Origin of the sequence: Microbulbifer litoralis (assembly GCF_023634065.1) — a bacterium.
GTDB lineage: Bacteria > Pseudomonadota > Gammaproteobacteria > Pseudomonadales > Cellvibrionaceae > Microbulbifer > Microbulbifer litoralis.
Map to the genome: position 1 here is coordinate 43,026 of NZ_JALKCV010000004.1, position 26,157 is coordinate 69,182.

The following is a 26,157-nucleotide window of genomic DNA, read 5'->3' on the forward strand; positions in this document are numbered from 1 at the left end:
ATCGAAAATTGCCTATCGATCATCGGATTCATAGCGCTGCCGGTCGCTCTCGCGATTGAGCTGGCGCAGCCGTTCCAGCTTTTCGCCGATCTTCAGTTCCAGGCCCCGGGGGACCGGCTGGTAGTAGCGACGCCCGGCGATTTCCTGCGGAAAGTAGTTCTCACCGGCGGCGAAGGCGTCCGGCTCGTCGTGGGCGTAGCGGTACTCGGCGCCGTGGGCCATGCTTTTCGCCAGCTTGGTGGGCGCGTTGCGCAGGTGGATGGGAACGTCGTAACTGGGGTCGCGGCGTACGTCCGCCAGTACCCGGTTGTAGGCGCTGTAGACAGCGTTGCTCTTGGCCGCCACCGCCAGGTAGGCGATCGCCTGGGCGATGGCGAGTTCACCCTCGGGGCTGCCCAGGCGCTCCTGCACGTCCCAGGCCTGCAGCGCCAGTTGCAGTGCGCGCGGATCGGCGTTGCCGATGTCCTCGCTGGCCATGCGCACCGCGCGGCGGGCGATATACAGCGGGTCGCAACCGCCGTCGAGCATGCGTGCGAACCAGTAGAGGGCCGCATCCGGATCCGAGCCGCGCACCGATTTGTGCATGGCGGAAATCTGGTCGTAGAAGTAGTCGCCGCCCTTGTCGAAGCGGCGCACGTCGGCGCTCAGCACCTCGGCCAGTACATCGTCGTCGATTACCAGCCGGTCGCCCTCTTCCCGGGACAGGTCACAGGCGATTTCCAGCAGGTTCAGCGCACCGCGGGCATCGCCGTCCGCGGCGCGGGCGATCTTGGCCAGCACACCGTCGGCGATATCGAACTGCCGCTGCCGGAGTTCGTCGTCGGTCTCCAGCGCACGCTCCAGCAGGCCCAGCAACTCTTCCTCGGACAGGCTGCGCAACAGGTAGACGCGGCAACGGGACAGCAGCGCGTTGTTGAGCTCGAAGGCCGGGTTTTCGGTGGTGGCGCCGACGAAGGTCACGGTGCCCTCTTCCACATACGGCAGGAAGGCATCCTGCTGCGCCTTGTTGAAACGGTGCACCTCATCCACGAACAGGATGGTGCCGCGGCCGGACTGGACGTTGTGCTGTTCCGCTTCCGCCACCGCCTGGCGAATTTCCTTTACCCCGGCGAGCACTGCAGACAGGGTTGCGAAGCGCGCATCGCACTCCTGCGCCAGCAGCCGCGCGAAGGTGGTCTTGCCCACGCCGGGCGGGCCCCAGAGCACCATCGAGTGCAACTGGCCGCGCTCCACCGCCTCGCGCAGCGGTTTTCCCGGGCCCAATAAATGCGTCTGGCCCATATACTGGGCCAGGGATTCGGGCCGCATGCGTGCGGCCAGCGGCTGGTGTGTCGGCGTGGACTGAAACAGGTCACTCATCTTTGATAACGTCGGTCCCGGCGGGCGGATCGAATTTGAACAGGGCGGCGGAGAGTTCCGGATTGGCCTTCATGCCACTGAACTCGATCTCGGTGGTCTGGCCCATGCTGTCGCGCACGGTCATCGTCGACGGCATACCGTCCTTGCCGAAGCGAATCTCCATGCGCTTGAACGGCGCCTTGGCGCGTTTCGGTGTCAGGTGAAAGGCGCCCTTCTCGCTGCTGACGTTGAACGAGCTGCGGATTTCCTCGACCTTGCCCCCCAACAGCAGCGCCGGGGTTTCCTTCATGCGGTCGTCCACCGGGCGGATGGTGACCTGCTCCAGGTCCGGGTCGTAGAGCCACAGTTGCCTGTTGTCGGTGACCAGCAGTTGCGGAAAAGGCTCGCCGGTCTTCCAGCGCAGTTTGCCCGGGCGCTGCACGGAAAAGTTGCCGCTGCTTTTCTGTAGCACTTCACCGCGCTCATCGGTGAGGGTCTGCTGGAAATCTCCGGACAGGGATTCCAGCGGTTGCAGCAGTTTGCTCAATTCATCGGTGGCATCGGCCCAGGTGGTGCCGGCCAGCACGCCCAGGGCCAGCAGTGCGGTGCGCAGGAGGTTTTTCATAACGGGATCCAGTCTGGGGGATTTCCTATAAGGCTAGCTGCGGCGCGGTGAACAGTCGCTGAACCGGGGCTGTTCCCGCTGCCTTCGCCCGCCCGCCTTGGTCAATGATCACGCGGGCGGCGGCGCCAGTACCTCGCGGTTGCCGTTGTGGCCGGCCGGGGACACGACGCCGGCGGCTTCCATGGCGTCGATAATACGCGCGGCGCGATTGTAGCCGATGCGCAACTGGCGCTGTACCGACGAGATGGAGGCCTTGCGGGACTTGGTGACAAAGGCCACCGCCTCGTCGTAGAGCGCGTCGGTTTCCGGATCGTCGCCGTCCTCGCCCTCGGTCTGCATGCCCGGTACCGGAATGCTGTTGTTGCTGTCGTCGACGATGCCATCGATATAGTCGGGCTCGCCGCGGCGGCTCCAGTCGGCCACCACCTTGTGCACCTCGTGGTCGTCGACAAAGGCGCCGTGCACCCGCACCGGCACGCCGCTGCCCGGCGGCAGGTAGAGCATGTCGCCGTGGCCCAGCAACTGCTCGGCACCGCCCTGGTCGAGAATCGTGCGCGAATCCACCTTGGAGGACACCTGGAAGGCGATCCGCGTCGGCACATTGGCCTTGATCAGGCCGGTGATCACATCCACGGACGGCCGCTGGGTGGCCAACAGCAGGTGGATGCCGGCGGCGCGGGCCTTCTGCGCGATTCGCGCGATCAATTGCTCGACCTTCTTGCCGACGATCATCATCATGTCGGCGAACTCGTCGATGACCACTACGATGGCCGGCAGCGGCTCCAGCTCCGACGCCGTCTGCTCCTCCTCCGGCACGCTGGACATCGGGTCCGGCTGCCACAGCGGGTCTTTCAATGGCTCGCCGGCGTCGCGGGCCTCGCGCACCTTGCGGTTGAAACCGGCCAGGTTGCGCACGCCCATGGCCGCCATCAACTTGTAGCGACGCTCCATTTCGCCCACGCACCAGCGCAGGCCGTTGGCGGCGTCGTTCATGTCCGTGATCACCGGCGTCAGCAGGTGCGGAATGCCCTCGTAGACCGACAGCTCCAGCATTTTCGGGTCCACCAGGATCAGGCGCACCTCTTCCGGCGTCGACTTGTACAGCAGCGACAGCAACATGACGTTGATGCCCACGGATTTACCCGAGCCGGTGGTGCCGGCCACCAGCAGGTGCGGCATCTTGGCCAGGTCGGCCACCATCGGCTGGCCGGAGATATCGTGGCCCAAGGCCAGGGTCAGGCGGGACTTGGCGTTGTCGTAGACGTCTGCATTGAGCACCTCGGTCAGGCGCACCATCTGCCGGTTTTCGTTGGGAATCTCGATACCCACCACGGACTTGCCCGGGATCACCTCCACCACACGCACGCTGATCACGGCCAGCGAGCGGGCCAGGTCCTTCGCCAGGTTGGTGATCTTGCTGACTTTCACCCCCGCTGCCGGCTGGATCTCGAAGCGGGTGACCACCGGGCCCGGCAGCACCGAAACCACTTCCGCGACCACACCGAAGTCCTTGAGCTTCAGCTCCAGCAGGCGGGACAGCGCCTCGAGCGACTCCCGCGAGAAGCCGTCCTTCTTGTTCTTGTCCGGCGGGTCCAGCAACTCCAACGGCGGCAGTGTGCCGGTCACCGGCCCCTTGAACAATTCGCCCTGCTTCTCCTTGGCGGCGCGCGGGCTCTGCTTGGGCTTGGGCGGCGCCGGCTCTATTTTGGGTGGCAGGCGCTTTGCGCTGCGCTGCTTTTCCTCTTCCACCGCGGCCTTGCGCACCACCACGGCTTCCCGCGCGGCGCGATTTTCCACACGCTGGTGGCGGGCCCGTTCCAGGCGGTTCCCCAGCCAGCCGAAGAAGCCGAGGATGTTGCGGCCAATGGCATCGGCCAGCTTGAGCCAGGAGAGGCCGGTAAACACGGTGATACCGATCGCAAACAGCGCCAGCAGCAGGATAGTGGCGCCGACATAACCGAGGCTGCCCTCGGTCGCCGAGGAGACCGCCGCGCCGATAATGCCGCCGTTGGAGAAAGGCAGCGGATCCGCGGCCTGGGCAAAACAGAGAGTGGCGATGGCGGCGCCGGTCACCAGCAGCAACGCCAGGCCGAATACGCGCAGTGCAAACAGCGGACCGTGAAAACGGGCGTTGCGGTCGCGCAGGATGCGGACGGCGCGCCAGCCGATCAGCAGCGGGAACACATAGGCCATCCAACCCAGCAGGGACAGGCAGACATCCGCCAGCCAGGCGCCGGTGGGGCCGATGGCATTGTGCACATCGCCACCCCGCCCGGTATGGGACCAGCCCGGATCGAGGGCGTCGTAGCTCATCAGGCTGATGGCGAGCAGCAGCGCACCCGCCAGCAGCGCGATCAGCATCCCCTCCCGCAACAGGCGCGCGATCAGGGATTCGGGCAGGCCGCCGGTTTCGTCGTCGGCATTGTCGGTTGCGCTATCGGCCTTCAATGGCTTACCTCGGTGTTCGTATTGCTGCTTATGTTGTTGCGGCGGGCCGCGGCAGCCGTCTGTGTACTACAGACCGGATGGAAATGCTACCAGCGGCGCCTTTCAGAGATCACTTTAACTGCTTATTAGTTCAATTAAATCAACAATATAGAACATTATTTTAATGCGGAATGAGAACTGGCTCGAAGTTTGTCGAACCCCGGCGGGAGATAGTGTCAAAAGACAAAATAGCAGGCCCCAATGGGAGAAATAGGCTCAGGCTATTTCGTAGCCCCCCTGCCATCGCCTATGATATCGGCCGACCTGATAGCCTCGACTGATCAAAAAATCGTCGAACGAGGCAACGGCCCCAGCGCTGGATACACTGTTTTCAATCATCTGTTTTAAGAGCGTTTCATGAGCAATAACCATCATCGACTGATTATCCTCGGCTCCGGCCCGGCCGGTTACACTGCAGCGATCTACGCCGCCCGCGCCAACCTCAACCCGGTGGTCATCACCGGTATGCAACAGGGCGGCCAGCTGACCACCACCACCGAAGTGGAAAACTGGCCCGGCGGCGTCTCGGACCTGCAGGGCCCGGACCTGATGGTGCAAATGCAGCAGCACGCCGAGCGCTTCGAAACACAGATCCTTTTCGACCACATCGACTCCGTGGACCTGAAGAACCGCCCCTTCACCCTGAAAGGCAACGAGACCTATACCTGCGACTCGCTGATCATCGCCACCGGCGCCTCCGCCCAGTACCTGGGCCTGCCCTCCGAGGAGGCCTTCCAGGGCCGCGGCGTCAGCGCCTGCGCGACTTGCGACGGCTTCTTCTACCGCGACCAGAAGGTGGCGGTTGTCGGCGGCGGCAACACGGCAGTGGAGGAAGCCCTGTACCTGTCCAATATCGCCAGCGAAGTCACCCTGATTCACCGTCGCGACACACTGCGCGCGGAGAAGATCCTGCAGGACCGGCTGATGGACAAGGTGGAAAACGGCAACATCAATGTCTGTTGGCATCACACCCTCGACGAGGTATTGGGCGATGACAACGGCGTCACCGGTGCGCGCCTGCGCAGCGTGCAGGACGACTCCACCCGGGAGCTGGATGTGTCCGGCGTATTCATCGCCATCGGCCACAAGCCCAACACCGATATCTTCCAGGGACAACTGGAGATGAACGGCGGCTACATCATCGTACAGAGCGGCCTGCACGGAAACGCCACCCAGACCTCTATTCCCGGCGTCTTTGCCGCCGGCGACGTGTCCGACCATATTTACCGCCAGGCGGTGACCTCCGCCGGAACCGGCTGTATGGCGGCGCTGGATGCGGAGCGTTTCCTGGACGCGCAGTGATTTCGGGACTCGGGACTCGGGACTCGGGACTCGGGACTCGGGACTCTAAGCAGGGTGCGCCGGTGCACATCGGTCCAGCCAGCGGTGCGCACGGCGCACCCTACGTCGCTGCTCGCAGATGGATAGAGAACGGGGCCCGATCCGTTCGCCTGCAAGCAGGCTCCTACGGCCCCGGCTCGGAAGAACACTGAAGCTCAATGTGAAGGTCCCGCTACCGATGGCATTCTGCGGGACCGTATGAGACAGGGATGTCGATTACGAGCGTACAAGGATGTATTCACAGCGTGTCCCGCAGAATGCCATCGATAGCGGGGCCGCCCCACAACCCGCTTATCAGCACGCCAACCCATGACCGGAACCAACGACGGCCACCTGACCCTCCTCGATCCGGAAACGGTCGAATTTCCGCCCACCCGGCTCGCCCTGAAGGAGCCCGACGGACTGCTGGCCATCGGCGGCGACCTGACGCCCGACTGGCTGCTGGCGGCCTACCGCCGCGGTATTTTCCCCTGGTACGCCGACGACCAGCCGATCCTCTGGTGGAGCCCCTCCCCCCGCTGCGTGGTACTGCCGGACCGGTTCCGTATCGGCCGCACCATGCGCAAGGTCCTGCGCAGGGGGGACTTCCGGGTCACTTTTGATCGCGCATTCGACCGTGTGATCGAAGCCTGCCGGGCGCCGAGGGACGAGCAGGAAGGCACCTGGATCACCGACGAGATGACCGACGCCTACCGGGAGATGCACCGCCTGGGCCACGCCCACTCGGTGGAGGTGTGGCAGCGGGAACAACTGGTCGGCGGCCTCTACGGCATCGCCATCGGGCGCGTCTTCTTCGGCGAATCCATGTTCCACCGCGTCACAGATGCGTCCAAAGTCGCTTTTGTGCATCTGGTCCGGCAGTTAGAATTGTGGGGCTGCCCGATGATCGACTGCCAGGTGACCAACCCCCACCTGAGCAGCCTGGGGGCGGTGGAGGTATCTCGCGAGGATTTCGAGCGCGAGCTCAGGGCCGGCGTGCGGATGCCGGCTTTTGCGAAGCCGTGGGAACTGACCTGGAGCTATGGGTAAATACTCTCAACTGGATTCGGTGCGCCTGCTGGCCACCCTGCCCCACCCCTGCGGCTACCTGCCGGACCGGGAGGCGACCACCGTATTCGTCGACCCGCAGACCCCCATAGACCAGCGCCTCTACAGCCGCCTGTCGGAGCTGGGCTTCCGCCGCAGCGGCAGCTACCTCTACCGGCCCCAGTGCGCCACCTGCAACGCCTGCGTGCCGGCGCGCATCCCGGTCGGCCTGTTCGTACCCGACCGGAATCAGCGCCGCTGCTGGCGGCGCAACCGGGACCTGGATATCTTCCACGTGGAAGACATCGATACCGACGAGCACTACGAGCTGTACGCCCGTTACATCGAGCGGCGCCATGCCGACGGCGAAATGTACCCGCCCAGCCGCGACCAGTACCGCAACTTCCTGAATGCCGCCTGGGGCAGCACCCGCTATATCGAATTCCGCGCGCGCGGCCGCCTGGTGGCCGTGGCGGTGACCGACCTGCTCACCGCCGGGCTGTCCGCGATCTATACTTTTTTCGATCCGGACGAGGACAGGCGGAGCCTCGGAAGCTACTGCATCCTCTACCAGATCGAATGGGCGCGCCGCCTGGGCCTGCCCAGCCTGTACCTGGGATACTGGATCGAGGCATGCCAGAAGATGGCCTACAAAACCCAGTTCAAGCCCACGGAGCTGTTGCAGGACAGCCGCTGGGCCCTGAAACGCCCCTGACCCGGGCCGCAACCGGCCCAAACTTTGCTCTCCTGTGGCTTTTCGTGCAAAATGCTCGCCCGTCGCGCCGCGGCCCCCACTTATTCGGGACGAGTGCCGGGCACTGAAGATCAGAACAAGTCACAAGTTATTTGAAGGTTACTGCCGCATGGCAAAAGACGATTACATTGAAATGGAAGGTGAGGTGATCGACACCCTGCCAAATACCACTTTCCGCGTAAAGCTGGAAAACGGACACGTGGTGATCGCGCATATCTCCGGAAAAATGCGCAAGAACTACATTCGCATCCTCACCGGCGACAAGGTCAAGGTAGAGCTGACTCCCTACGACCTGACCAAGGGCCGCATCACCTATCGCGCCCGCTAGCCAGGCCGGCGCCGGATGCCCGGCGCGCCGACGACCGCAGAACGAAAAAGGCCACCGCTGGGGTGGCCTTTTTCGTTTCCTTGTCCCGCGGCACTAAGCTGGCACGGCGGTTTTTATCGCCAGCTCGTCGTTCTCGATCGTGACCGCTACGCGGCCGCCCTCCTCCGCCAGGTCGCCGAACAGTACCGCCTCTGCCAGCGGCTTGCGCAGCTTGTCGCGGATCAGGCGCGCCATCGGGCGGGCTCCCATTTTCTCGTCGTAGCCGTGCACCGCCAGCCATTCGCGGGCCTCGCCGTCCACCTCCAGGGTTACGTGGGATTCGTCCAGCTGCGCCTGCAGCTCGACCACGAACTTGTCCACCACCGTTTTGACCACTTCCAGGTCCAGCGAGCCGAACTGGATGATACTGTCGAGACGGTTGCGGAACTCCGGGGTAAACATCTTCTTGATCTCCTCCATGCCGTCGCTGGAGTGATCCTGGGTCGTAAAGCCAATCGAGCGGCGGCTCATCAGCTCGGCGCCGGCATTGGTGGTCATGATCATGATCACGTTGCGGAAATCCGCCTTGCGGCCGTTGTTGTCGGTCAGGGTACCGTGATCCATGACCTGCAACAGCAGGTTGAAGACCTCCGGGTGCGCCTTCTCGATCTCATCGAGCAGCACCACGCTGTGGGGGTGCTTGGTGACCGAATCGGTCAGCAGGCCGCCCTGGTCGAAGCCCACGTAGCCCGGGGGCGCCCCGATCAGGCGCGATACCGTGTGGCGTTCCATGTACTCGGACATATCGAAGCGGATCAGCTCGATACCCATGACTTTCGCCAGCTGGCGACACAGCTCGGTCTTGCCGACGCCGGTGGGCCCGGCGAACAGGAAGGAGCCGATGGGCTTCTCCTCGGCGCCGAGACCGGCGCGGCTCAGCTTGATGGCCGTGCTCAGGGCGCCGATGGCGTCGTCCTGGCCAAAGACCACCATCTTCAGGTTGTCGTCGAGCCTCGCAAGCTGCTGCTTGTCGGAAGCGGACACACTCTTGGCCGGGATGCGGGCCATCTTGGCGATGACCGTCTCTATCTCGGTCACGCCGACAGTCTCCACGCGCTCCTCTTCCGGCAACAGTGCCTGGAAGGCGCCGGCCTCATCGATGACGTCGATGGCCTTGTCCGGCAGGAAGCGTTCGGTGATATGGCGACTGGCGAGCTGCGCTGCGGCCTCCAGGGCGGCATCGGTATAGCGGACCTTGTGGTGATCCTCGAAACAGCTCTTCAGCCCCTGCAGGATCTGCACCGTTTCCTCCACCGATGGCTCGTTGACGTCGATCTTCTGGAAACGACGCGACAAGGCCCGATCCTTCTCGAAAATACCGCGATATTCGGTAAATGTGGTGGAACCGATACAACGCAGCTGGCCGCTGGACAGCAGCGGCTTCAGCAGGTTGGAGGCGTCCATGACTCCGCCGGATGCGGCGCCGGCGCCGATGATGGTGTGGATCTCATCGATAAACAGCACCGCCTGTTCACGCTTCCGAAGCTCCGCCAGCAACGCCTTGAAGCGTTTCTCGAAATCGCCGCGGTACTTGGTGCCCGCCAGCAGCGAACCCAGGTCCAGCGAGTAGATGGTGCTGTTGCGCAGCGGCTCGGGCACCTCCTCGTCGACGATGCGCCGCGCCAGGCCCTCGGCGATGGCGGTTTTGCCCACACCGGACTCGCCCACCAGCAGCGGGTTGTTCTTGCGCCGGCGCGCCAGCACCTGGGTGACCCGCTCCACTTCCGGGGCGCGCCCCACCAATGGGTCGATGCGGCCCAGTATGGCCTCCTGGTTCAGGTTGGTCGCGTAGCTCTCGAGCGGATCCGAGCCGCCCGGTTCGGCGCCGGTACCGATATCCTCGTCCGTCTGTTCCGGCGCCGGCTCCGGATTGTGGTGGTGGTTGTTGCCGCTGGAGCCGACGCGGGAAATACCGTGGGTGATATAGTTGACTACGTCGATCCGGGCGACACTCTGCTGTTTCAGGTAGTAGACCGCCTGGCTCTCCTGCTCGCAGAAGATCGCTACCAGTACGTTGGCTCCGGTCACCTCTTTCTTGCCGGAGGACTGGACGTGGAATACGGCCCGTTGCAGCACACGCTGGAAACCCAGGGTCGGCTGGGTCTCCCGATCGGTGTCTGCCTCGGGAATCAGGGGGGTTGTGGAATCGACAAATTCCAGCAGTTCGCGGCGCAGCGCACTGAGATCCGCGCCACAGGCGTGCAGAACGTCCGCGGCGGACTCATTGTCCAGAAGCGCCAGCAACAGGTGCTCCACTGTCATGAATTCGTGACGTTTCGCGCGGGCACCCTTGAACGCCAGATTGAGCGTTACCTCTAAATCCTTGCTGAGCATCTAAACCTCAAAGCCTAAATCGCCAATTTCACCCGCCAATGCCACTGGTCGGCGCGCGCCGGAAGACGGCGTCTTTGACGTGCCTGAATCCTTTCAGACGACGGGACCCTTTTTACATGCAGCATCAATCATCTTCGCTTTCATCCGCTTCTATCTCACACAGCAAGGGGTGCTGGTGGTCCCTGGCGAACTGATTGACCTGAGCGGCCTTTGTCTCCGCTATATCTCGAGTATAGACACCGCAGATCGCTTTTCCCTGCGTGTGTACCTGTAACATCAGTTGGGTGGCGCGCTCTCGATTGACACCGAAAAACATCTCCAGCGTCTCCACGACAAAATCCATGGGCGTGTAGTCGTCATTGAGCATCACCACCTTGTACATCGGTGGGCGCTTCAGTTTCGGGCGGGCCTCCTCCAGGGCCAGGTCCCCATCCGCATCGTCCGGGTACAGCTGGTCATCCTCGATGCCGTTTGAGTGTAGTTTAATGGCCAATGAAATACCCATAGCGTTTATCAATGAGCTTATAGATTGTCAGGCGACACGGAAGCCGTGCCGCTCGTCGAGCGTTTTCACAAGCCGGCTATTGTAACCTTATTTGCCCGGCGGCACAGCGTGCGCCAGGGCCCCTTGACATCCGCGGGGCAGTTAGCTACAAGAGGAGGTGCCCGGCTCATCAAAAGCCAAATCGCATGCAGGAAAGCAGTCGATTAATTTGCACTAAAGCGCATATAACAATAAATATTCTGTAAGGCGGCCAGCAGTCGCCCCGGCAATTTTAGAGGGAGTTCGCCATGCCTACCGGTACCGTCAAGTGGTTTAATAACGCCAAGGGATATGGATTTATTCTTGCGGATGAAGGGGGTGAAGATCTGTTCGCGCACTATTCCGCGATTCAGATGGAAGGTTATCGGACATTGAAGGCCGGCCAGCAGGTCACCTTCGATATCATCAAGGGCGAGAAAGGCTATCACGCAGCCAACATCGTCGCCGGCAGCACGGTATCCGGATCTTCCGGCGCATCCAAACCTGCCCCGGAGCCCGGCAAGACCCAGTCGCAACGCGAGAAAGAAGCCGAAGCGCTGGATTAGTCGCCGCGACCGGCCGAGCACAGACTGGCGGGCCCAGGCAGCCGCCACCGCTGCCCTGCACCCGTTTCCATAAAACCCGGCTTCCACAAAAAAGCCCCGCATCGGGAAGATGCGGGGCTTTTTTGTGATGCCGGCATTCCGGCGGGCGGGCCGCCGGAACGCAAAACCGGGATCAGGCCATGTGCTTGATCACTTCGTCGCCGAACTCGGAGCAGGATTTCAGCTCCGCACCGTCCATCAGGCGCTCGAAATCATAGGTCACGGTCTTGGCTGCAATGGCACCTTCCATGCCCTTGATGACCAGATCCGCGGCATCGTTCCAGCCCAGGTGGCGCAGCATCATCTCGGCGGACAGGATCAGGGAACCCGGGTTGACCTTGTCCTGGCCGGCGTATTTCGGCGCGGTACCGTGGGTCGCCTCAAACAGGGCCACCTCGTCGGAGATGTTGGCGCCCGGGGCGATGCCGATACCACCCACCTGCGCCGCCAGGGCGTCGGACAGGTAGTCGCCGTTCAGGTTCAGGGTGGCAATCACGTCGTACTCCGCCGGGCGCAACAGCACCTGCTGCAGCATGGCGTCGGCAATCACGTCCTTGACGACAATTTCCTTGCCGGTGTTCGGGTTCTTGAATTTGTGCCAGGGGCCACCGTCCAGCGGCTCGGCGCCGAACTCATCGCGAGCCAGCTCGTAGCCCCAGTCGGCGAAAGCGCCTTCGGTGAACTTCATGATGTTGCCCTTGTGCACCAGGGTCACCGAGTCGCGATCCTGGTCAATGGCGTACTGGAACGCCTTGCGCACCAGGCGCTTGGTGCCCTCGGCGGAAACCGGCTTGACGCCGATGCCGCAGTGCTCCGGGAAGCGGATGTTCTTCACATCCATCTCTTCGCGCAGGAACTTGATCACCTTCTTGGCCTCGTCGGTGTCGGCCTTCCACTCGATACCCGCGTAGATATCCTCGGAGTTCTCGCGGAAGATCACCATGTCCACTTCATTGGGCTTCTTGACCGGGGTGGGTACACCGGTGAACCAGCGAACCGGGCGCTGGCAGACGTACAGGTCCAGCTGCTGGCGCAGGGCCACGTTCAGGGAGCGGAAACCGCCGCCTACCGGAGTGGTCAGCGGGCCCTTGATGCCCACCGCGTACTCTTTCAGGGCTTCCAGGGTCTCGGCCGGGAACCAGTCACCGGCGTAGGTTTCCGCAGCCTTCTCACCGCAGTAGATTTCCATCCAGGAGATGGCCTTCTCGCCGCCGGAGGCTTTCTCGACCGCGGCGTCGATAACCTTGCGCATGACCGGGGTGATATCCACGCCGATGCCATCACCCTCGATAAAGGGTACGATCGGGCGATTCGGAACATTCAGCGAACCGTCGGAGTTGACTGTAACTTTTTCGCCGTCTGCCGGCACTTGGATATGACCCATATTGCTTAAACTCCCAAAACTTTGTGACTATTTCGGTCGGGTGGTGAAAAATCGGCGGGATTATATCAGCATCGATCGACTTTTGTAGTTGGATTACACGTATCCATTTCAGTTATGCCCAGCATCATTCTCCTCAATAAACCTTACGGCGTCCTGAGCCAGTTTACCGACGACCGCGGCCGCCCCACCCTGGCGGACCATATTCGCTGCAAGGGTTTCTACGCCGCCGGGCGCCTGGATTCCGACTCCGAGGGCCTGTTACTGCTGACCGACGACGGCGCCCTGCAACACCAGATCAGCCATCCACGGCAGAAACTGCCAAAAACCTACTGGGTACAGGTGGAGGGCGAGATCGGCCCCGGGGCGCTGGCGAAACTGCGCCGGGGCGTATCATTGAAGGATGGCGTGACGGCGCCGGCCAGGGCCCGCTCCCTGCCCGCCCCCGACATCTGGCCGCGTGTGCCGCCGGTGCGCGAGCGCAAGTCGGTCGCCACCTCCTGGCTGGAGCTGACCATCCGCGAGGGACGCAATCGCCAGGTACGGCGCATGACGGCAGCGGTGGGCTTCCCCACACTGCGGCTGATTCGCACGGCGATCGGCAACTGGCGCCTCGGAGACCTGGCACCTGGAGAACAGCGGATCGAGGAGGTATTCGCGGCCCCGACCCGGACTGCTCGCAACCGCCGACGCCGTTGAGTGGTTGCCGGACGTTATCCAAACCCCTGCCCTGTTCGGCTCGGTGCGCACGGCGCACCCTACCGGCATGAAGGATGTAGGGGGCGCCGTGCGCACCGGCCAGGCGTCGCGACGACCCCCGCAGTACCATTCCGGGCCCCAAGCTCACTTAAGCTATAACGGAAGTCCGAACCGGTCTTGGTCCCCGGGGCCATTCGCGGGTAAAATTCGCCCCCATTTTATAACCTCGCAGTATCCGATTGCCTTCATCTATGTCCGAAACCAACAACAAACAGCCCCAGCGTGTCATCGTCGGCATGTCCGGCGGTGTCGACTCCTCCGTGGCCGCCCTGCTGCTGATGCAGCAGGGATACCGTGTAGAGGGCCTGTTCATGAAGAACTGGGACGAGGACGACGGTACCGAGTACTGTACGGCCAGGGCCGATCTGGCCGATGCCGAGGCGGTCTGCCGGAAGCTGGGCATCGAACTGCACACAGCCAACTTCGCCGCCGAATACTGGGATCACGTATTCGAGTATTTCCTGGCCGAGTACAGGGCCGGCCGCACACCCAACCCGGACATCCTCTGTAACCGCGAGATCAAGTTCAAAGTCTTTCTCGAGTATGCGGAGATCCTGGGCGCCGACGCCATCGCCACCGGTCACTACGCCCGCCGCGGGGATATCGACGGCCACACCCGCCTGCTGAAAGGGCTGGATGAGAACAAGGACCAGAGCTACTTCCTGCACGCCGTGGGCGAGGCGGAATTCGCCAAATCCCTGTTCCCGCTCGGGGAGCTGGAAAAACCGGAAGTGCGCCGCATCGCCGAAGAAAACGGGTTCATCACCCACGACAAGAAGGACAGCACCGGTATCTGCTTTATCGGCGAGCGCCGTTTCAAGGACTTCCTCGAGCAGTACCTGCCGGCCCAGCCCGGTGATATGGAGACGCCGGAAGGCAAAGTCATGGGCCGTCACGCGGGGCTGATGTACCACACTATCGGCCAGCGCCAGGGGCTGGGTATCGGCGGCGTCAAGGGCGCCGGCGACGACCCCTGGTATGTGGTGGGCAAGGACCTGGAACGCAATGTGCTGATCGTCGCCCAGGGCAAGCACCACCCGCTGCTGTATGCGACCGGGCTCGAAGCCTCGCAGACACACTGGATCAACGGCGCCGCGCCGGCCGACGCCCCGACAGAGCGCGGGCTGCGCTGCCGGGCCAAGACGCGCTATCGCCAGCCGGACCAGGATTGCACCCTGTGGCAGTCCCGAGACGGTGACCTGGTGGTGGAATTCGACCAGCCGCAGCGGGCCATTACACCGGGGCAATCCCTGGTGCTGTACGATGGCGACATCTGCCTGGGCGGCGCCGTGATCGAGCGCGCCACCGGCATCGGCACCGCAGTGCCGGAAAAACACCGTAAAAACTGATACCAGATTATCTAGGGAGTGACTTTGAGCAACTGGCGGGATCAGGCACTGGCGCTGGCGGGGATTTTCCAATCCGCGGTGGCGGTCGAACGCCTGGCCAAAACCGGCAACGCACCGGCGGAGCAGCTCGAGACCGGCGTCTACAGCCTGTTCCAGACGGACCCGGGGTCGGCCGACGATGTATTCGGTGGCGCTGACAAGCTGCTGCCCGGCCTCAAGGTTTCGCGCCAACTGCTGCAGAGCCGGCAGCACCCGGAGTACACCGACTGCCTGCGCTACGCGCTGTCGATTCTCTACCTGCAGCGCCAGCTCAGCAAGAAGAACGACCTGCTGTCGATTATCGGCAGCCGCCTGGAAAAGGCGAAAACCCAGGCCGAGCACTTCAGCTTTGGCCACGAGAATGTATTTTCCAACCTCGCCAGCATCTACAGCGATACCCTGAGCACCTTCCGCTTCCGCATCCAGGTGCTGGGGGATTTCAATTTCCTGCAGCAGCAGCGCATCGCCAACCAGATCCGCACCATGCTGTTCGCCGGCGTGCGCGCCGCCACCCTGTGGCGCCAGTTGGGCGGCCGGCGGTTGCACCTGCTGTTCCAGCGCAAGAAATTACTGGCTGCGACCGACCAACTGATCGCGCAAATCGAATCATCCAATATCTGAGTCCGGAGTATTGAACATGACAGTCGAGTTATCCGCACTGACCGCGGTTTCCCCCATCGATGGCCGCTACGAGAGCAAGACCGCACCGCTGCGGGATATTTTCAGCGAGTACGGCCTGATCCGAGCGCGGGTCGAGGTGGAAGTGCGCTGGCTGCAACAACTCTCCCGCCACCCGGAGATCACCGAGGTGCAGCTGTTCGACAACGATGCCAACCAGCTGCTCGACGATATCGTGGCCCGCTTCTCGGTGGAGGATGCGCAACGCATCAAGGAAATCGAGAGCACCACCAATCACGACGTGAAAGCAGTGGAGTATTTCCTCAAGGAGAAAATCTCCGGCAACCAGGCCCTGGCCAGCGTCAGCGAGTTCGTCCACTTCGCCTGCACCTCCGAGGACATCAACAACCTGTCCCACGCGCTGATGCTGCGCGCCGGGCGCGACCAGGTGCTGCTGCCGGCGATGAACCGGATCGTCAACGAAATTGCCGAGCTGGCGCAGAGTTTTTCCCAAGTGCCGATGCTGTCACGCACCCACGGCCAGACCGCCAGCCCCACCACCGTGGGCAAGGAATTCGCCAACGTGGTGGCACGCCTGCGCCGGCAGATCCGGCAGATTCACGACGTGGAGCTGCTGGGCAAGATCAACGGCGCCGTGGGCAACTACAATGCGCACCTGTCGGCCTACCCGGAGGTGGACTGGCAAAAAAACGCCGAGGAGTTCGTCGTCTCCCTGGGGCTGAGCTGGAATCCCTACACCACCCAGATCGAACCCCACGACTATATCGCCGAGCTGTTCGACGCCATCGCACGCTTCAACACCATACTGATCGATTTCGACCGCGATATCTGGGGCTATATCTCCCTGGGCTACTTCAAGCAGAAAGTCGTCGCCGGAGAGGTGGGTTCCTCCACCATGCCGCACAAGGTCAACCCGATCGACTTCGAAAACTCCGAGGGCAACCTGGGCATCGCCAACGCCATTTTCCAGCACCTGGCGGCCAAGCTGCCGATCTCCCGCTGGCAGCGCGACCTGACCGACTCCACCGTGCTGCGCAATATGGGCGTCGGCGCCGGCTACGCCACCATTGCCTACGCCGCCACCATGAAAGGCCTGGGCAAGCTGGAAATCAACGAGGCGCGCCTGGCGGAGGACCTGGACAACGCCTGGGAAGTGCTGGCGGAGCCGATCCAGACGGTGATGCGCCGCTACAACATCGAGGAGCCCTACGAGAAGCTGAAGGCGCTGACCCGCGGCCAGGGCATCAACCGGGAGACGCTGAAAATCTTCGTCGAGAAGCTGGAGATTCCCGAGGAGGCGAAGAAGTCCCTACTCGAGCTGACACCGGCGCGCTATATCGGCAATGCCGCGGAGCAGGCAAAGAAGATATAGTCCGTTTGTCGAGCCGGGCGCTTGCGCCCGGTTCCTCTGAAGGCGGTTGGGGCCCTGTGCCCGGCCGGGAGGGGCGCCATTTTTCGACTGTCTGCGAGAGGGACCTCGCGGACAAGCCTACAGGGATGTATTTACGGCGTGTCCCGAAAAGTGGCGCCCCTCCCGGTCAACACGTCTGTGACCCAGCATACATACTCCCATTCCAGTTCAGGTACTGCACTGTGGCACTCCCTCTGACACACCTCGGCGCCATGCCGGTGACCGAATTCCTGCGCGACTACTGGCAGCAGAAGCCCCTGCTGATCCGCAACGCTTTTCCCGATTTCGAATCGCCCATCTCCGGCGAGGAACTGGCTGGCATGGCCCTGGAGGAATCGGTGGAGTCGCGCCTGGTACTGGAAAACGGTGACGACGGCCCCTGGCAGCTGCGCAACGGCCCCTTTACCGAGGAGGATTTCCTGTCCCTGCCGCGCAGCCACTGGACGCTGCTGGTGCAGGCCGTGGACCAGTGGCTGTCGGAGGTGGCGGAGCTGAAGCAGTATTTCCGCTTCCTGCCCGACTGGCGGCTCGACGACGTCATGCTCAGCTACGCCGCCGACAAAGGCAGTGTGGGTCCGCATTTCGACTATTACGATGTGTTCCTGCTGCAGGCGGAAGGCAAACGCCGGTGGCACCAGGGTCCCAAAGTCGATGAAAGCAGCCCGCGGGTCGAAGGCACCCCGCTCAATATCCTGAAGGACTTCGAGACCGAAAACAGCTGGCTGCTGGAGCCGGGCGATATACTCTACCTGCCGCCGCAGTACAGCCACTGGGGCATTGCCGAGGGTGGCTGTACCACTATCTCGATCGGCTTCCGCGCGCCTTCGGCCCGCACCATCCTGGAGGACCTGGCGGCCGAGCTGGCCATGGGATTGCCGGAGCACCTCCGCTACAGCGACCCGGGCCTCCAGCCCGCCCAGTCGCCTGCGGAGATTGACGCCACCTCGGTGGAGCGACTGCGAACACAGATCGGCAGCTGGCTCCAGCAGCCACAGAATATCGCCCAGTGGTTTGGTGCCGTCATGACCGAAGCCAAGTACCCGGATACGGTGGCGCTGGATGCCGGCAGCGCGTCGGACTGGCGGCAGCAATTGGCGGAAGGCGGTCGGCTGGTGCTGAACCCGGCATCGCGCTGCGCCTTCTGTCGCGAGCCACAGACCCTGTTTGCCGACGGCGAATCCTTCCCGGCGCCCCTGCCCTTCGCGGAAAAATTCTGCGACACTCACGCCATCGCACAGTGCGATATCGAGCGGTTCCCCGAACTGGCGGGGCGCGACGGCCCCATCGAGCAACTCGTCGCCCAGGGAACCCTGATCTATCCACCGGAGGATTTCTGAGCGTGGCCCTGGAGATTCGAACGGCCGACTGGCATCGCGATCGGGAGGCCATTCGTCGCGTGCGGGATACCGTCTTCATCGGCGAACAGGGTGTCGACCCGGCGATAGAATGGGATGAGTCAGACGATACGGCACAGCACTTCCTGATTCTGCGCGACGGCGAGGCCGTGGCCACCGGCCGGCTGGCCACAAGTGGCAAGATCGGCCGCATGGCGGTACTGCAGGGCGAGCGCGGAAGCGGTCTCGGGCTGCGCCTGCTGGAGCGGATCTGCAGCCACGCGCGCGAGCGGGGTTTTGCCCGGGTCACCCTGCATGCCCAGCGCCATGCGGAGGGTTTCTACCGGCAGGCCGGCTTTGTCGCCGGGGGAGAACCGTTTGTGGAAGCCGGTATCGCGCATATCCGGATGGTGCGCGATTTTGACTGAGAACAGCCGCCAATCGACTGTGTTGAACAGTCTGCAAGACTTCCGTACCGCTTTAATCGAACTGGCATTCGAAAGTCACCGCGAACTCTGCGTTTTTTCCGAACAGCTGGCGCACCCCCTGTATCACGATCGGGACGTCGCCGAGGCTCTGTCCGCATTTGCGCGCAGCGGCCGCCAGGCGCAGATGCGCATCCTGGTGCGCGATACCGAACCCATGCTGCGCCGCTTTCACCGGCTGCGCGAGCTGGTGCAGAGACTCAGTTCCCGCATCGAACTGCGCCGTGTCCAGGCCACGGTGGACACACCAGACTGGGAGTTTGTCGTCTCCGACGGTCGCCGCGCCCTCTTCTGCGACGACCGGGACCAGTGGTTGGGCAGCTACGATGCGGACAACCCGGTCAGGGCCGCCAGGCTGGAGGAAGCCTTCCGGCAGGACTGGTCCCTGGGCGCGACCGATCCCAACCTGCGCCGCCTGCAGCTCTGACGTCTCATCGCGGCCGCCCGGGCTCAGGCGGCGGCCCTGAACCGATCATCCGGGAACACGCGGACGCCCTCGCTGCGCTCGATCACCTCGACCTCGATACCCCGCGTGTCTGCGGTGGCGATAAAATCCGCAATGAGCTCGCCCACATCGTGATTGATATAGACGCAGTTCCGCTTGTCCAGGATCACGTGGGCATTGTGCGGTATCTCGCTGAGCTCCTTGCGGATGGCACCCTTGTTGAGGAATGTCACTTCTTCCGCCAATTGCAGATTGATACGCGCGCGGTTGTCCGGCTCGGTATCCTGCTTTTTGTGCAGGAAGTGGGAATTGAGATAATTGCGGCGCAGCAGTGCAAAAATGGCCGCCGCCATGCCCAGCCCCACCCCGGTCAGCAGGTCGGCCAGCACCACACCGAGCACGGTGACAATAAACGGCAGGAACTGCTCCGGGCCGCTATCCCACATCTTCCGGAACAGCACCGGCTTGGCGAGCTTGTATCCGGTCAGTATCAGCACCGCGGCCAGCACACCCAGCGGGATCATATTCAACCAGCCGGGAAGCGTGGCGACACACACCAGCAGCAACACACCGTGGAAGATGGTGGACGCCTTCGAGCGCGCGCCGGTCTGCAGGTTGACCGAGCTGCGCACAATCACCTGGGTAACCGGCAGCCCGCCCACCAGCCCGGAAAAGGAGTTGCCGACGCCCTGCGCCACCAGTTCGCGGTTGGTGGGCGTGGTGCGTTTCAGCGGATCCATCTTGTCGATCGCCTCGACGCTGAGCAGCGTCTCCAGGCTCGCGACCACCGCGATGGTGACCGCGGTGGTCCACACGGCCGGGTTATCGATCTGGGAAAAATCCGGCAAAGTGAACAGGCCGATAAATTCGTCCAAACCGGATGCCACCGGCACGCTCACCAGCTGGCTTTCGAGCAGTCGCAGGTTATCAAACTGATTGAACAGGAACGCCAGCGCCACTGCCGAACCGACCGCGAGCACCGGCCCGGGGATGGCGGCAGCCCACTTCAAGCGCCTGACCAGCGGCGTCTCCCAGGCGATCAGCAGCCCCAGAGACAGCAGGAAAATCACCAGCACACCGGGGTGAATGTTCGACAGTATTTCCCCCGCACCCGCGGTATCGCCCAACCCGAGCGCATAGGGAATCTGCTTCAACACAATAATCAGGCCGATACCGGTCAGCATGCCGGTAATGACGGAGGAGGGAAAGAAATAGCCCAGGATGCCCGCCCTCAGCAATCCGAGCACAATCTGCAGCAGACCGCCGATCAGCACCGCCAGCAGGAACACGTCAAAGGCGCCGAGCCCCTCGATGGCGCTCAGGACGATCACCGTCAGGCCGGCGGCGGGGCCCGAAACCCCCAGCGCGGAACGGCTGACGGCCCCAACAACGACGCCACCGACAATACCCGCAATCAGGCCGGAAAACAGTGGCGCACCCGAGGCCAGTGCCACCCCGAGGCACAGTGGCAGGGCCACAAAAAACACCACGATACTCGCGGGTATATCTTTCTTGAGATCGTTCATGCTTATCAAGGACCAACTCCTGCAATACCGATTAGTCACGACAGTCCAGTCGACAGCTGTGGCCGGGGGCCACTCGCGCAGGCGGCGAGGTTACACAAGCAAACTTTCAGCAACCTTTCAGGCAGAAAATAAATGAATGCTTAAATTGTCAGGTATGTGTCAGCACGATGGTGTAGTCTTGCCCACCGAATTTCGCCGGTAAGTCATTCGCGGAGTCACATGAACCTACTGCTGGTTGAAGACGACCCACTGATCGCACAGGGCCTGGTTCAGGCATTGCAACAGTCCGGTTATACGGTCACGCACGCGACGTCGGGCCAATGTGCAGATGGCCTGCTTCGCGCCTACGATATGGACCTGGTGATTCTCGACCTGGGATTGCCGGATATCGACGGGCTGGAAGTGCTCCGCCGGCTGCGTTCGCGACGGCATCGCATTCCGGTACTGGTTCTGACGGCCCGGGACGGTATCGAACAGCAGGTCGCTGCCCTGGATCTCGGCGCCGATGACTATATGGAAAAGCCGTTCGATCTACGGGAACTCGAGGCGAGACTGCGGGCGCTGCTGCGGCGCAGCCACAACCTCAATTCCGACGAGATCGTGCTGGGGCCCCTGCGCCTGAGCCCGTTCCACCACACCGCATCGCTGGCAAGCAGCCGCATCGACCTGCCGGCGCGCGAATACGAGATGCTGGAGGCACTGGCGCTCAACGCCCCGCGGGTGGTGACCAAGGCGCGCCTCGCCCAGCGCCTGATCCGGCAGGGGGACGAGGTAGGCGACAACGCGGTGGAAGTCTACATTCACCGGCTGCGCCGCCGGCTGAAAGATTCCGGGCTCGCCATCCGCACGCTGCGCGGCGTCGGCTACCTGCTCGAGGAGACAGATTGAACGAGCGATACGGGCTCCGCACCCAACTGCTGTTGCTGGTTGGCGGCCCACTGTTTTTCCTGCTGCTGATCGAAATGCTGGTGTCCTACGGCATCGGCCTGCATGTCACCAACCAGGTTTTCGACCGCTGGCTGCTGGACTCCGCCTACTCGCTGGCCCAGGAGGTCAGGCGCGACGGCGATCGCCTGGTTTTCTACGCCGACGAAGCGGCCATCGAGGTGTTCGAATGGGATGAACTGGACGAAATCTATTTCCGCGTGGCCACACCGGATGGCGGGCTGCTGGGCGGCCGGACCGAGGCCTGGACCCAAAGCGACCTGGCGACCCTCCGGCAGGGCCCGGTTTTCAGCGATGTGAACCTGGGCGGCGAACGCGCGCGAAGTGTCACCGTGCTCGCCAATGCGGACTCGCCGCAGGATATCGCCATCGTCAGCGTCGCCGAGACGCTGCACAAGCGCATGCCCTATGCGCGAACACTGATGGTGGAAGTGCTGTTCTCCAAGATCGCCTTCTTTATCGTCGCGCTGCTGGTGATGGGAATGGCCCTGTCCAGGGGAATCCGCCCCCTGCTGCAACTGAGTCGCGAACTAAGCAACCGTCACTCCCGCGACCTGGCACCGATCGACACCCCGCCAGCGCCCAAGGAAGTCCGGACCCTGGTCGACAACACAAACCGGCTTCTGCGGCGCCTCGATACCGCCTTCAGCTCGCGGGAGCAGTTTATCGGCAACATCTCCCACCAGCTCAAGACGCCTCTGGCGGGAATCAAGCTGCAGGCGCAACTGGCGCTGCGCGAGCGGGATCTGGACGCGGTGCATGCGGCACTCGAGCGCATCTGCCACACCACCGATGCCATGTCTCACATGAACAGCCAGCTTCTGAAGCTGGCGCGGGCCGAAGCGGCCTCCGGCCGCGGCCTGAGGAAGGAGCCGGTGGCCCTGGATGCCATTGTGATCGAGGTGGTCGAGGACCTCGACAGTCTGTCCGCGGAGCGCGGCGTCAGTGTACGGCAACGGCTGGAGGGCGGCCCTTTCCAGGTCTCCGGCGAACCGGCGCTGCTGCGGGAGCTGGTGTGGAACCTGCTGGAGAACGCGGTACTGTACGTGGAATCGGGCGGTACCGTGTGGGTAGACGTCTCCCGGGATACCGGCGGGGCAACCCTGCTGACGGTCAGGGACAATGGCCCGGGCATTCCCCGGGAGCACTGGCCGCAGATTTTCGAGCGCTTTTTCCGCCCCCGACCGGGCGGCGACGGCTCCGGCCTGGGGCTCGCCATCGTGCGCGAAATCGCCCTGGCCCACGGCGCCAGTGTCGCACTGCACGAGTCACCCGATAGCAGCGGGGCCTGCTTTGTCACCCGCTTTCCCCCGCTGGAAAAGCACCCGGCCGGGGGCCGGTGACCGGCGGCCCAATCGGCACCGCACCGCTCTCCAGCACCTTCGAATCACAAGTCGGCGGATTGATACCCGCAAGTCATTCGGCATTTATTTGCTTGGCTAAGCAAATTACCCTAAAATACTTAGCATGCGAAACAAATCCATTTCCCGCACCGAGGGTCTCGGCCTGCGCCTGCGGCATGTGCACAGCCTGTGGCGCTCGGTGGTCGACCAGACGGTCCAGCCCCTGGGCCTGACCCAGTCCCGCTGGACGGTACTGATTACCCTGCGCTACCTCGGCGACGGCAGTACCCAGAAAATCCTCGCGGAAACCCTCGAGATCGAACTGCCCTCCCTCTCCCGCACCCTGGACCAACTGGCGCAGCAGGGCCTGGTGGAGCGGCGCACCTGCGCCACCGACCGCCGCGCGCGGGAAGTGTTTTTCACGCCGCGGGGCCGCGAGGTGCTGGCCGCACTCGAAACCCGTGCCAGCGAGGCCCGCGAGCAGATGGTGGCCGGTATTTCCGACGGCGATTTCGACGCCTTCGAACGGGTGCTGGCCGCCATTGAGAAAAACGCCGCCCGCGAACTGGGCGGTACCTGAGCCCCGCCCCAGGCCGCCGTATTTGGATGTACTGAGAGACAACTATGACTCCCGAACAACGTTTCGCCCGCTGGATACGCGTGGCGGCAGTGGGTTTCGCCCTGCTGTTTGCGTATTTTGTCGTGGCCGACCTGATGATACCGCTGACTCCCCAGGCGCGCGCCATGCGCGAAATCACCCAGGTGGCGCCGGAACTGGGCGGCCGGGTGGTGGAAGTGACGGTGGAAAACCACAGCCAGGTGAAAAAAGGCGACCTGCTGTTCCGCCTGGACCCGGAACCCTACCGCATCGCCGTGGAAAAGGCGCAACTGGCGCTGGAACAGGTGCAGCGCGATAACGCGCGCCTGGACGCCTCCCTGGCGGCGGCCCGCGCCGAGCTGCGCGCGGCCGGGGCCGACGCCCGCGAGCTGGCGCGGGAACGCGAGCGCCTGCAGGCCCTGATCGCCGGCCACACCGTGTCCCAGCAACTGCTCGACCAGACGGTAGCCGACTATGAAACCGCCACCGCGAAGGTGGAAGCGGCCCGCGCCAGCGTCGATGAACTGCGCGTGCAGCGGGGCGAGACAGGCCCGGACAACCTGCAGTTGCGCCGCGCGCGCAACAATCTGGCCGATGCCGAGCTGGACCTGGCGCGCACCGAGGTGCGCGCCGGGCGCGACGCCGTGGTATCCAACCTGCAGCTGGAGGCCGGCGACTACGCCGCCGCCGGCGGCCCGGTACTGGTACTGGTGGGCAACGAGCTGGATATCACTGCCGACTTTCGCGAGAAGAGCCTGCGCGACCTGCAGCCGGGCGACCTGGCCCTGGTCAGCTTCGACGCCAGTCCGGGCCGTATCTTCGCCGCGCGCGCCACCGGTATCGACGCCGGCGTGCGCGACGGCCAGTTGCCGGCGGATGGCCAGCTGGTGGACATTCCCACCAGTTCCCGCTGGGTGCGGGATGCCCAGCGGCTGCGCCTGCACCTGGCGCTGGAGACCACGCCCTTACGGATGCCGGCCAGTGGCGCCCGCGCCACGGTGCAGCTGATTCCTTCCGACCACCCGATCGCGGCCTTTTTCGCCCGCCTGCAGATACAGCTGATCAGCCTGCTGCACTATGTCTACTGAGTACTCCTGGGGCGAAATCCGTCAGCCGCTGCTGGCACTGCCCCCGCCGGGCTGGCTGGCTGAGCCGACGCCTGCCGCCGAACCGGCGGCCCGGCGGCGCTCCCTGCTCCACTGGTTCGGCGGCCGCCGGCGCCCGCTAGCTTCGCCGGGCCTGGATCACAACGGCCTGCGGCAATGCCTGCGTATTTCCGGCGGCGCCGCACTGGGGTTTGTCATCAGCCAGTTGCTGGACTCCAGCTACGGCGTCTTTTTCGTGGTCTTCCCGATGTTCCTGCTGGGCGTGATTCCGGCGGTGAACGCCCATGTGGCGCGGCAGTTTATCGGCACCACCGCCATCAACTGTGTCGAGCTCACGCTGGTGGTGGGATTCCTGAGCCACTGGCCCCCGGTCATGACGGCCGCCGTGTTTACACTGTTTGCCGGCCGTTTCGCACTGATGGCGCGCGGGCCCATGTTCCTGTTCGGCGCCCACGGCGTGGTCAGCCTCAGCATCATGCTGCACTACAGCAGCTACCCGGATACGGACCTGATGAACCTGATGGGGCAGAACCTGCTGGCATCGTTCGTGGCCGTGGCCGTGGCGCTGCTGATGCTGCAGTTGTTCCCGGATGTGGAACCGCGCAAGCCGCGGGCGCGACCGCAGAAATCCGCGGCGCGTATCCGGCACGAAACCCTGCTCGGCGCCACTGTGGCCACGCTGTCGTTCGCCGTTTTCCAGGTGGTCGAGCTGCGGGATTCCATGTCCGCACAGATCTCCACGGTGGTGATACTGTTTGCGCTGCACTACCCGGACACCATCCACACCGCGCACAAGCGCACATTCGGTACCCTGCTGGGCAGTGCGCTGGCGGTTGCGATGCAGCTGGTGCTCTACTCCCACGTGGACAACCTGCTGCTGGTGATGATCCCACTCTGGTGCGGCCTGATGTTGTTCGCCCGCGCCCACATACTTGAGGGTGGCGCCTCCGGTATCGGTTTCAGTGGCCTCACCACCATGGGAATCCTGTTCGGCCAGTATGTGGCGCCGGACCAGGACCTGCTATACAGCGCCTTCTACCGTATCTCCTCTGTGATGGTGGCGCTGGTCTGCGGCCTGGCGGTGACCGCGCTGGTGCACCGGCTGCTGAACCGCTTCGAACTGACCCGCACCGACGCCCCCTCCTGATCCGTCGCCAACAGTGAAGCGGTCGGCGACAGCTTTGCGCCGGAAGCCACAGTTTTGCAATCCCCTCCCCGCCAGCCGCCAATATGGCGGCAGAGTTCCTTTGTCTTCCGGGGCATTTCGTTAGCATGAAACATGAAAGGCAGCGCTGTCATCGGTGATCTGTTGCCGCCTTTCTGTAATAAATTCGATCATCGACGCCGGAGAACTCTCAGGGCCCGCGTCGACATCGGCATAAAAATCACAAGAAAAG

At 63.4% G+C, this 26,157-nt stretch carries 24 protein-coding genes; 17 read left to right on the forward strand and 7 right to left on the reverse strand.

Annotated features, from left to right (window positions below; all coding sequences use genetic code 11):
* Positions 1–12 precede the first annotated feature (12 nt).
* The 3 genes from MWN76_RS07690 to MWN76_RS07700 all read right to left on the reverse strand — a co-directional run bounded on the left by MWN76_RS07690 (position 13) and on the right by MWN76_RS07700 (position 4,411).
* A complete protein-coding gene (locus tag MWN76_RS07690; RefSeq protein WP_250460775.1) occupies positions 13–1,359 on the reverse strand; it encodes a replication-associated recombination protein A in 1,347 nt (448 codons plus the stop codon).
* Positions 1,352–1,963 (reverse strand): outer membrane lipoprotein periplasmic chaperone LolA, encoded by a 612-nt coding sequence (gene lolA / locus MWN76_RS07695; protein WP_250460777.1) that lies wholly within the window; start codon positions 1,961–1,963, stop codon positions 1,352–1,354. Before lolA ends, MWN76_RS07690 begins: the two co-directional genes overlap by 8 nt.
* A 108-nt stretch (positions 1,964–2,071) precedes the next feature.
* Positions 2,072–4,411, reverse strand: a complete 2,340-nt coding sequence (locus tag MWN76_RS07700; protein ID WP_284500270.1) for a DNA translocase FtsK — start codon at positions 4,409–4,411, stop codon at positions 2,072–2,074.
* 396 nt (positions 4,412–4,807) lie between these two features.
* Here MWN76_RS07700 and trxB point away from each other — a divergent pair, with 396 nt between their 5' ends.
* The 4 genes from trxB to infA all read left to right on the forward strand — a co-directional run bounded on the left by trxB (position 4,808) and on the right by infA (position 7,899).
* The gene (trxB, locus tag MWN76_RS07705) at positions 4,808–5,752 is read left to right on the forward strand and encodes a thioredoxin-disulfide reductase (protein ID WP_250460779.1); all 945 of its coding nucleotides are present in this window, start codon (positions 4,808–4,810) and stop codon (positions 5,750–5,752) included.
* A gap of 348 nt (positions 5,753–6,100) precedes the next feature.
* Complete coding sequence (aat, locus tag MWN76_RS07710; protein ID WP_250460780.1) at positions 6,101–6,820, forward strand: leucyl/phenylalanyl-tRNA--protein transferase; 720 nt, start codon at positions 6,101–6,103, stop codon at positions 6,818–6,820.
* Positions 6,813–7,532 (forward strand): arginyltransferase, encoded by a 720-nt coding sequence (locus MWN76_RS07715; protein WP_250460782.1) that lies wholly within the window; start codon positions 6,813–6,815, stop codon positions 7,530–7,532. The genes aat and MWN76_RS07715 overlap by 8 nt, the downstream gene beginning before the upstream one ends.
* 148 nt (positions 7,533–7,680) lie before the next feature.
* Positions 7,681–7,899 carry a translation initiation factor IF-1 gene (infA, locus tag MWN76_RS07720; protein ID WP_067081888.1) on the forward strand — a complete coding sequence of 73 codons (219 nt, stop codon included), beginning with the start codon at positions 7,681–7,683 and terminating at the stop codon, positions 7,897–7,899.
* Between the two features lie 93 nt (positions 7,900–7,992).
* Here infA and clpA read toward each other — a convergent pair whose 3' ends face one another.
* Both clpA and clpS read right to left on the reverse strand, forming a co-directional pair.
* Positions 7,993–10,272: an ATP-dependent Clp protease ATP-binding subunit ClpA gene (gene clpA / locus MWN76_RS07725; RefSeq protein WP_250460784.1), complete on the reverse strand. Its 2,280-nt coding sequence runs from the start codon at positions 10,270–10,272 to the stop codon at positions 7,993–7,995.
* A 124-nt stretch (positions 10,273–10,396) separates the two neighbouring features.
* Positions 10,397–10,777, reverse strand: a complete 381-nt coding sequence (gene clpS / locus MWN76_RS07730; RefSeq protein WP_250460786.1) for an ATP-dependent Clp protease adapter ClpS — start codon at positions 10,775–10,777, stop codon at positions 10,397–10,399.
* Between the two features lie 287 nt (positions 10,778–11,064).
* Here clpS and cspD point away from each other — a divergent pair, with 287 nt between their 5' ends.
* Entirely contained in the window at positions 11,065–11,361 is a 297-nt protein-coding gene (gene cspD / locus MWN76_RS07735; protein WP_284500273.1) for a cold shock domain-containing protein CspD, read from the forward strand.
* Positions 11,362–11,533: 172 nt separating this feature from the next.
* Here the strand turns inward: cspD and icd are convergent, their stop codons facing one another.
* On the reverse strand, positions 11,534–12,784 hold the full coding sequence (icd, locus tag MWN76_RS07740; RefSeq protein WP_250460788.1) for an NADP-dependent isocitrate dehydrogenase: 1,251 nt from the start codon (positions 12,782–12,784) through the stop codon (positions 11,534–11,536).
* Positions 12,785–12,898: 114 nt separating this feature from the next.
* Here icd and MWN76_RS07745 point away from each other — a divergent pair, with 114 nt between their 5' ends.
* The 7 genes from MWN76_RS07745 to MWN76_RS07775 all read left to right on the forward strand — a co-directional run bounded on the left by MWN76_RS07745 (position 12,899) and on the right by MWN76_RS07775 (position 19,224).
* Entirely contained in the window at positions 12,899–13,480 is a 582-nt protein-coding gene (locus MWN76_RS07745) for a pseudouridine synthase (protein WP_250460790.1), read from the forward strand.
* A 251-nt stretch (positions 13,481–13,731) separates the two neighbouring features.
* Positions 13,732–14,889, forward strand: coding sequence for a tRNA 2-thiouridine(34) synthase MnmA (mnmA, locus tag MWN76_RS07750; protein ID WP_250460792.1), 1,158 nt, complete (start codon positions 13,732–13,734; stop codon positions 14,887–14,889).
* A 24-nt stretch (positions 14,890–14,913) separates the two neighbouring features.
* Positions 14,914–15,549, forward strand: a complete 636-nt coding sequence (gene hflD, locus MWN76_RS07755; protein WP_250460794.1) for a high frequency lysogenization protein HflD — start codon at positions 14,914–14,916, stop codon at positions 15,547–15,549.
* 16 nt (positions 15,550–15,565) lie between these two features.
* Positions 15,566–16,939, forward strand: coding sequence for an adenylosuccinate lyase (gene purB / locus MWN76_RS07760; RefSeq protein ID WP_250460796.1), 1,374 nt, complete (start codon positions 15,566–15,568; stop codon positions 16,937–16,939).
* A gap of 221 nt (positions 16,940–17,160) precedes the next feature.
* Positions 17,161–18,315 (forward strand): JmjC domain-containing protein, encoded by a 1,155-nt coding sequence (locus MWN76_RS07765; RefSeq protein WP_250460799.1) that lies wholly within the window; start codon positions 17,161–17,163, stop codon positions 18,313–18,315.
* Positions 18,316–18,317: 2 nt separating this feature from the next.
* Complete coding sequence (locus tag MWN76_RS07770) at positions 18,318–18,740, forward strand: GNAT family N-acetyltransferase (protein ID WP_250460801.1); 423 nt, start codon at positions 18,318–18,320, stop codon at positions 18,738–18,740.
* 22 nt (positions 18,741–18,762) lie between these two features.
* Positions 18,763–19,224, forward strand: a complete 462-nt coding sequence (locus MWN76_RS07775) for a DUF7931 domain-containing protein (protein ID WP_250460803.1) — start codon at positions 18,763–18,765, stop codon at positions 19,222–19,224.
* Between the two features lie 23 nt (positions 19,225–19,247).
* Here MWN76_RS07775 and MWN76_RS07780 read toward each other — a convergent pair whose 3' ends face one another.
* Complete coding sequence (locus MWN76_RS07780) at positions 19,248–20,768, reverse strand: SulP family inorganic anion transporter (protein ID WP_250461097.1); 1,521 nt, start codon at positions 20,766–20,768, stop codon at positions 19,248–19,250.
* Between the two features lie 219 nt (positions 20,769–20,987).
* On the opposite strand from MWN76_RS07780, the gene MWN76_RS07785 reads away from it, so the two are divergent.
* The 5 genes from MWN76_RS07785 (at position 20,988) to MWN76_RS07805 (ending at position 25,907) form a co-directional block, all read left to right on the forward strand.
* Positions 20,988–21,656 (forward strand): response regulator, encoded by a 669-nt coding sequence (locus MWN76_RS07785; protein WP_250460805.1) that lies wholly within the window; start codon positions 20,988–20,990, stop codon positions 21,654–21,656.
* Positions 21,653–23,056: a sensor histidine kinase gene (locus MWN76_RS07790; protein WP_250460807.1), complete on the forward strand. Its 1,404-nt coding sequence runs from the start codon at positions 21,653–21,655 to the stop codon at positions 23,054–23,056. The genes MWN76_RS07785 and MWN76_RS07790 overlap by 4 nt, the downstream gene beginning before the upstream one ends.
* Before the next feature lie 124 nt (positions 23,057–23,180).
* A complete protein-coding gene (locus tag MWN76_RS07795) occupies positions 23,181–23,636 on the forward strand; it encodes a MarR family transcriptional regulator (protein WP_250460808.1) in 456 nt (151 codons plus the stop codon).
* A gap of 44 nt (positions 23,637–23,680) precedes the next feature.
* Positions 23,681–24,742 (forward strand): HlyD family secretion protein, encoded by a 1,062-nt coding sequence (locus MWN76_RS07800; RefSeq protein ID WP_250460810.1) that lies wholly within the window; start codon positions 23,681–23,683, stop codon positions 24,740–24,742.
* The gene (locus tag MWN76_RS07805; RefSeq protein ID WP_250460812.1) at positions 24,732–25,907 is read left to right on the forward strand and encodes a DUF2955 domain-containing protein; all 1,176 of its coding nucleotides are present in this window, start codon (positions 24,732–24,734) and stop codon (positions 25,905–25,907) included. Before MWN76_RS07800 ends, MWN76_RS07805 begins: the two co-directional genes overlap by 11 nt.
* The last annotated feature ends 250 nt before the right edge of the window (positions 25,908–26,157 follow it).

Coding starts and splice junctions, on each gene's coding strand:
- MWN76_RS07795 (WP_250460808.1), top strand. CDS start 23,181: ATGCGAAACAAATCCATTTCCCGCACCGAGGGTCTCGGCCTGCGCCTG.
- mnmA (WP_250460792.1), top strand. CDS start 13,732: ATGTCCGAAACCAACAACAAACAGCCCCAGCGTGTCATCGTCGGCATG.
- MWN76_RS07745 (WP_250460790.1), top strand. CDS start 12,899: ATGCCCAGCATCATTCTCCTCAATAAACCTTACGGCGTCCTGAGCCAG.
- icd (WP_250460788.1), bottom strand. CDS start 12,784: ATGGGTCATATCCAAGTGCCGGCAGACGGCGAAAAAGTTACAGTCAAC.
- aat (WP_250460780.1), top strand. CDS start 6,101: ATGACCGGAACCAACGACGGCCACCTGACCCTCCTCGATCCGGAAACG.
- trxB (WP_250460779.1), top strand. CDS start 4,808: ATGAGCAATAACCATCATCGACTGATTATCCTCGGCTCCGGCCCGGCC.
- infA (WP_067081888.1), top strand. CDS start 7,681: ATGGCAAAAGACGATTACATTGAAATGGAAGGTGAGGTGATCGACACC.
- purB (WP_250460796.1), top strand. CDS start 15,566: ATGACAGTCGAGTTATCCGCACTGACCGCGGTTTCCCCCATCGATGGC.
- MWN76_RS07785 (WP_250460805.1), top strand. CDS start 20,988: ATGAACCTACTGCTGGTTGAAGACGACCCACTGATCGCACAGGGCCTG.
- MWN76_RS07690 (WP_250460775.1), bottom strand. CDS start 1,359: ATGAGTGACCTGTTTCAGTCCACGCCGACACACCAGCCGCTGGCCGCA.
- cspD (WP_284500273.1), top strand. CDS start 11,065: ATGCCTACCGGTACCGTCAAGTGGTTTAATAACGCCAAGGGATATGGA.
- MWN76_RS07800 (WP_250460810.1), top strand. CDS start 23,681: ATGACTCCCGAACAACGTTTCGCCCGCTGGATACGCGTGGCGGCAGTG.
- clpA (WP_250460784.1), bottom strand. CDS start 10,272: ATGCTCAGCAAGGATTTAGAGGTAACGCTCAATCTGGCGTTCAAGGGT.
- MWN76_RS07805 (WP_250460812.1), top strand. CDS start 24,732: ATGTCTACTGAGTACTCCTGGGGCGAAATCCGTCAGCCGCTGCTGGCA.
- MWN76_RS07780 (WP_250461097.1), bottom strand. CDS start 20,768: ATGAACGATCTCAAGAAAGATATACCCGCGAGTATCGTGGTGTTTTTT.
- MWN76_RS07715 (WP_250460782.1), top strand. CDS start 6,813: ATGGGTAAATACTCTCAACTGGATTCGGTGCGCCTGCTGGCCACCCTG.
- clpS (WP_250460786.1), bottom strand. CDS start 10,777: ATGGGTATTTCATTGGCCATTAAACTACACTCAAACGGCATCGAGGAT.
- lolA (WP_250460777.1), bottom strand. CDS start 1,963: ATGAAAAACCTCCTGCGCACCGCACTGCTGGCCCTGGGCGTGCTGGCC.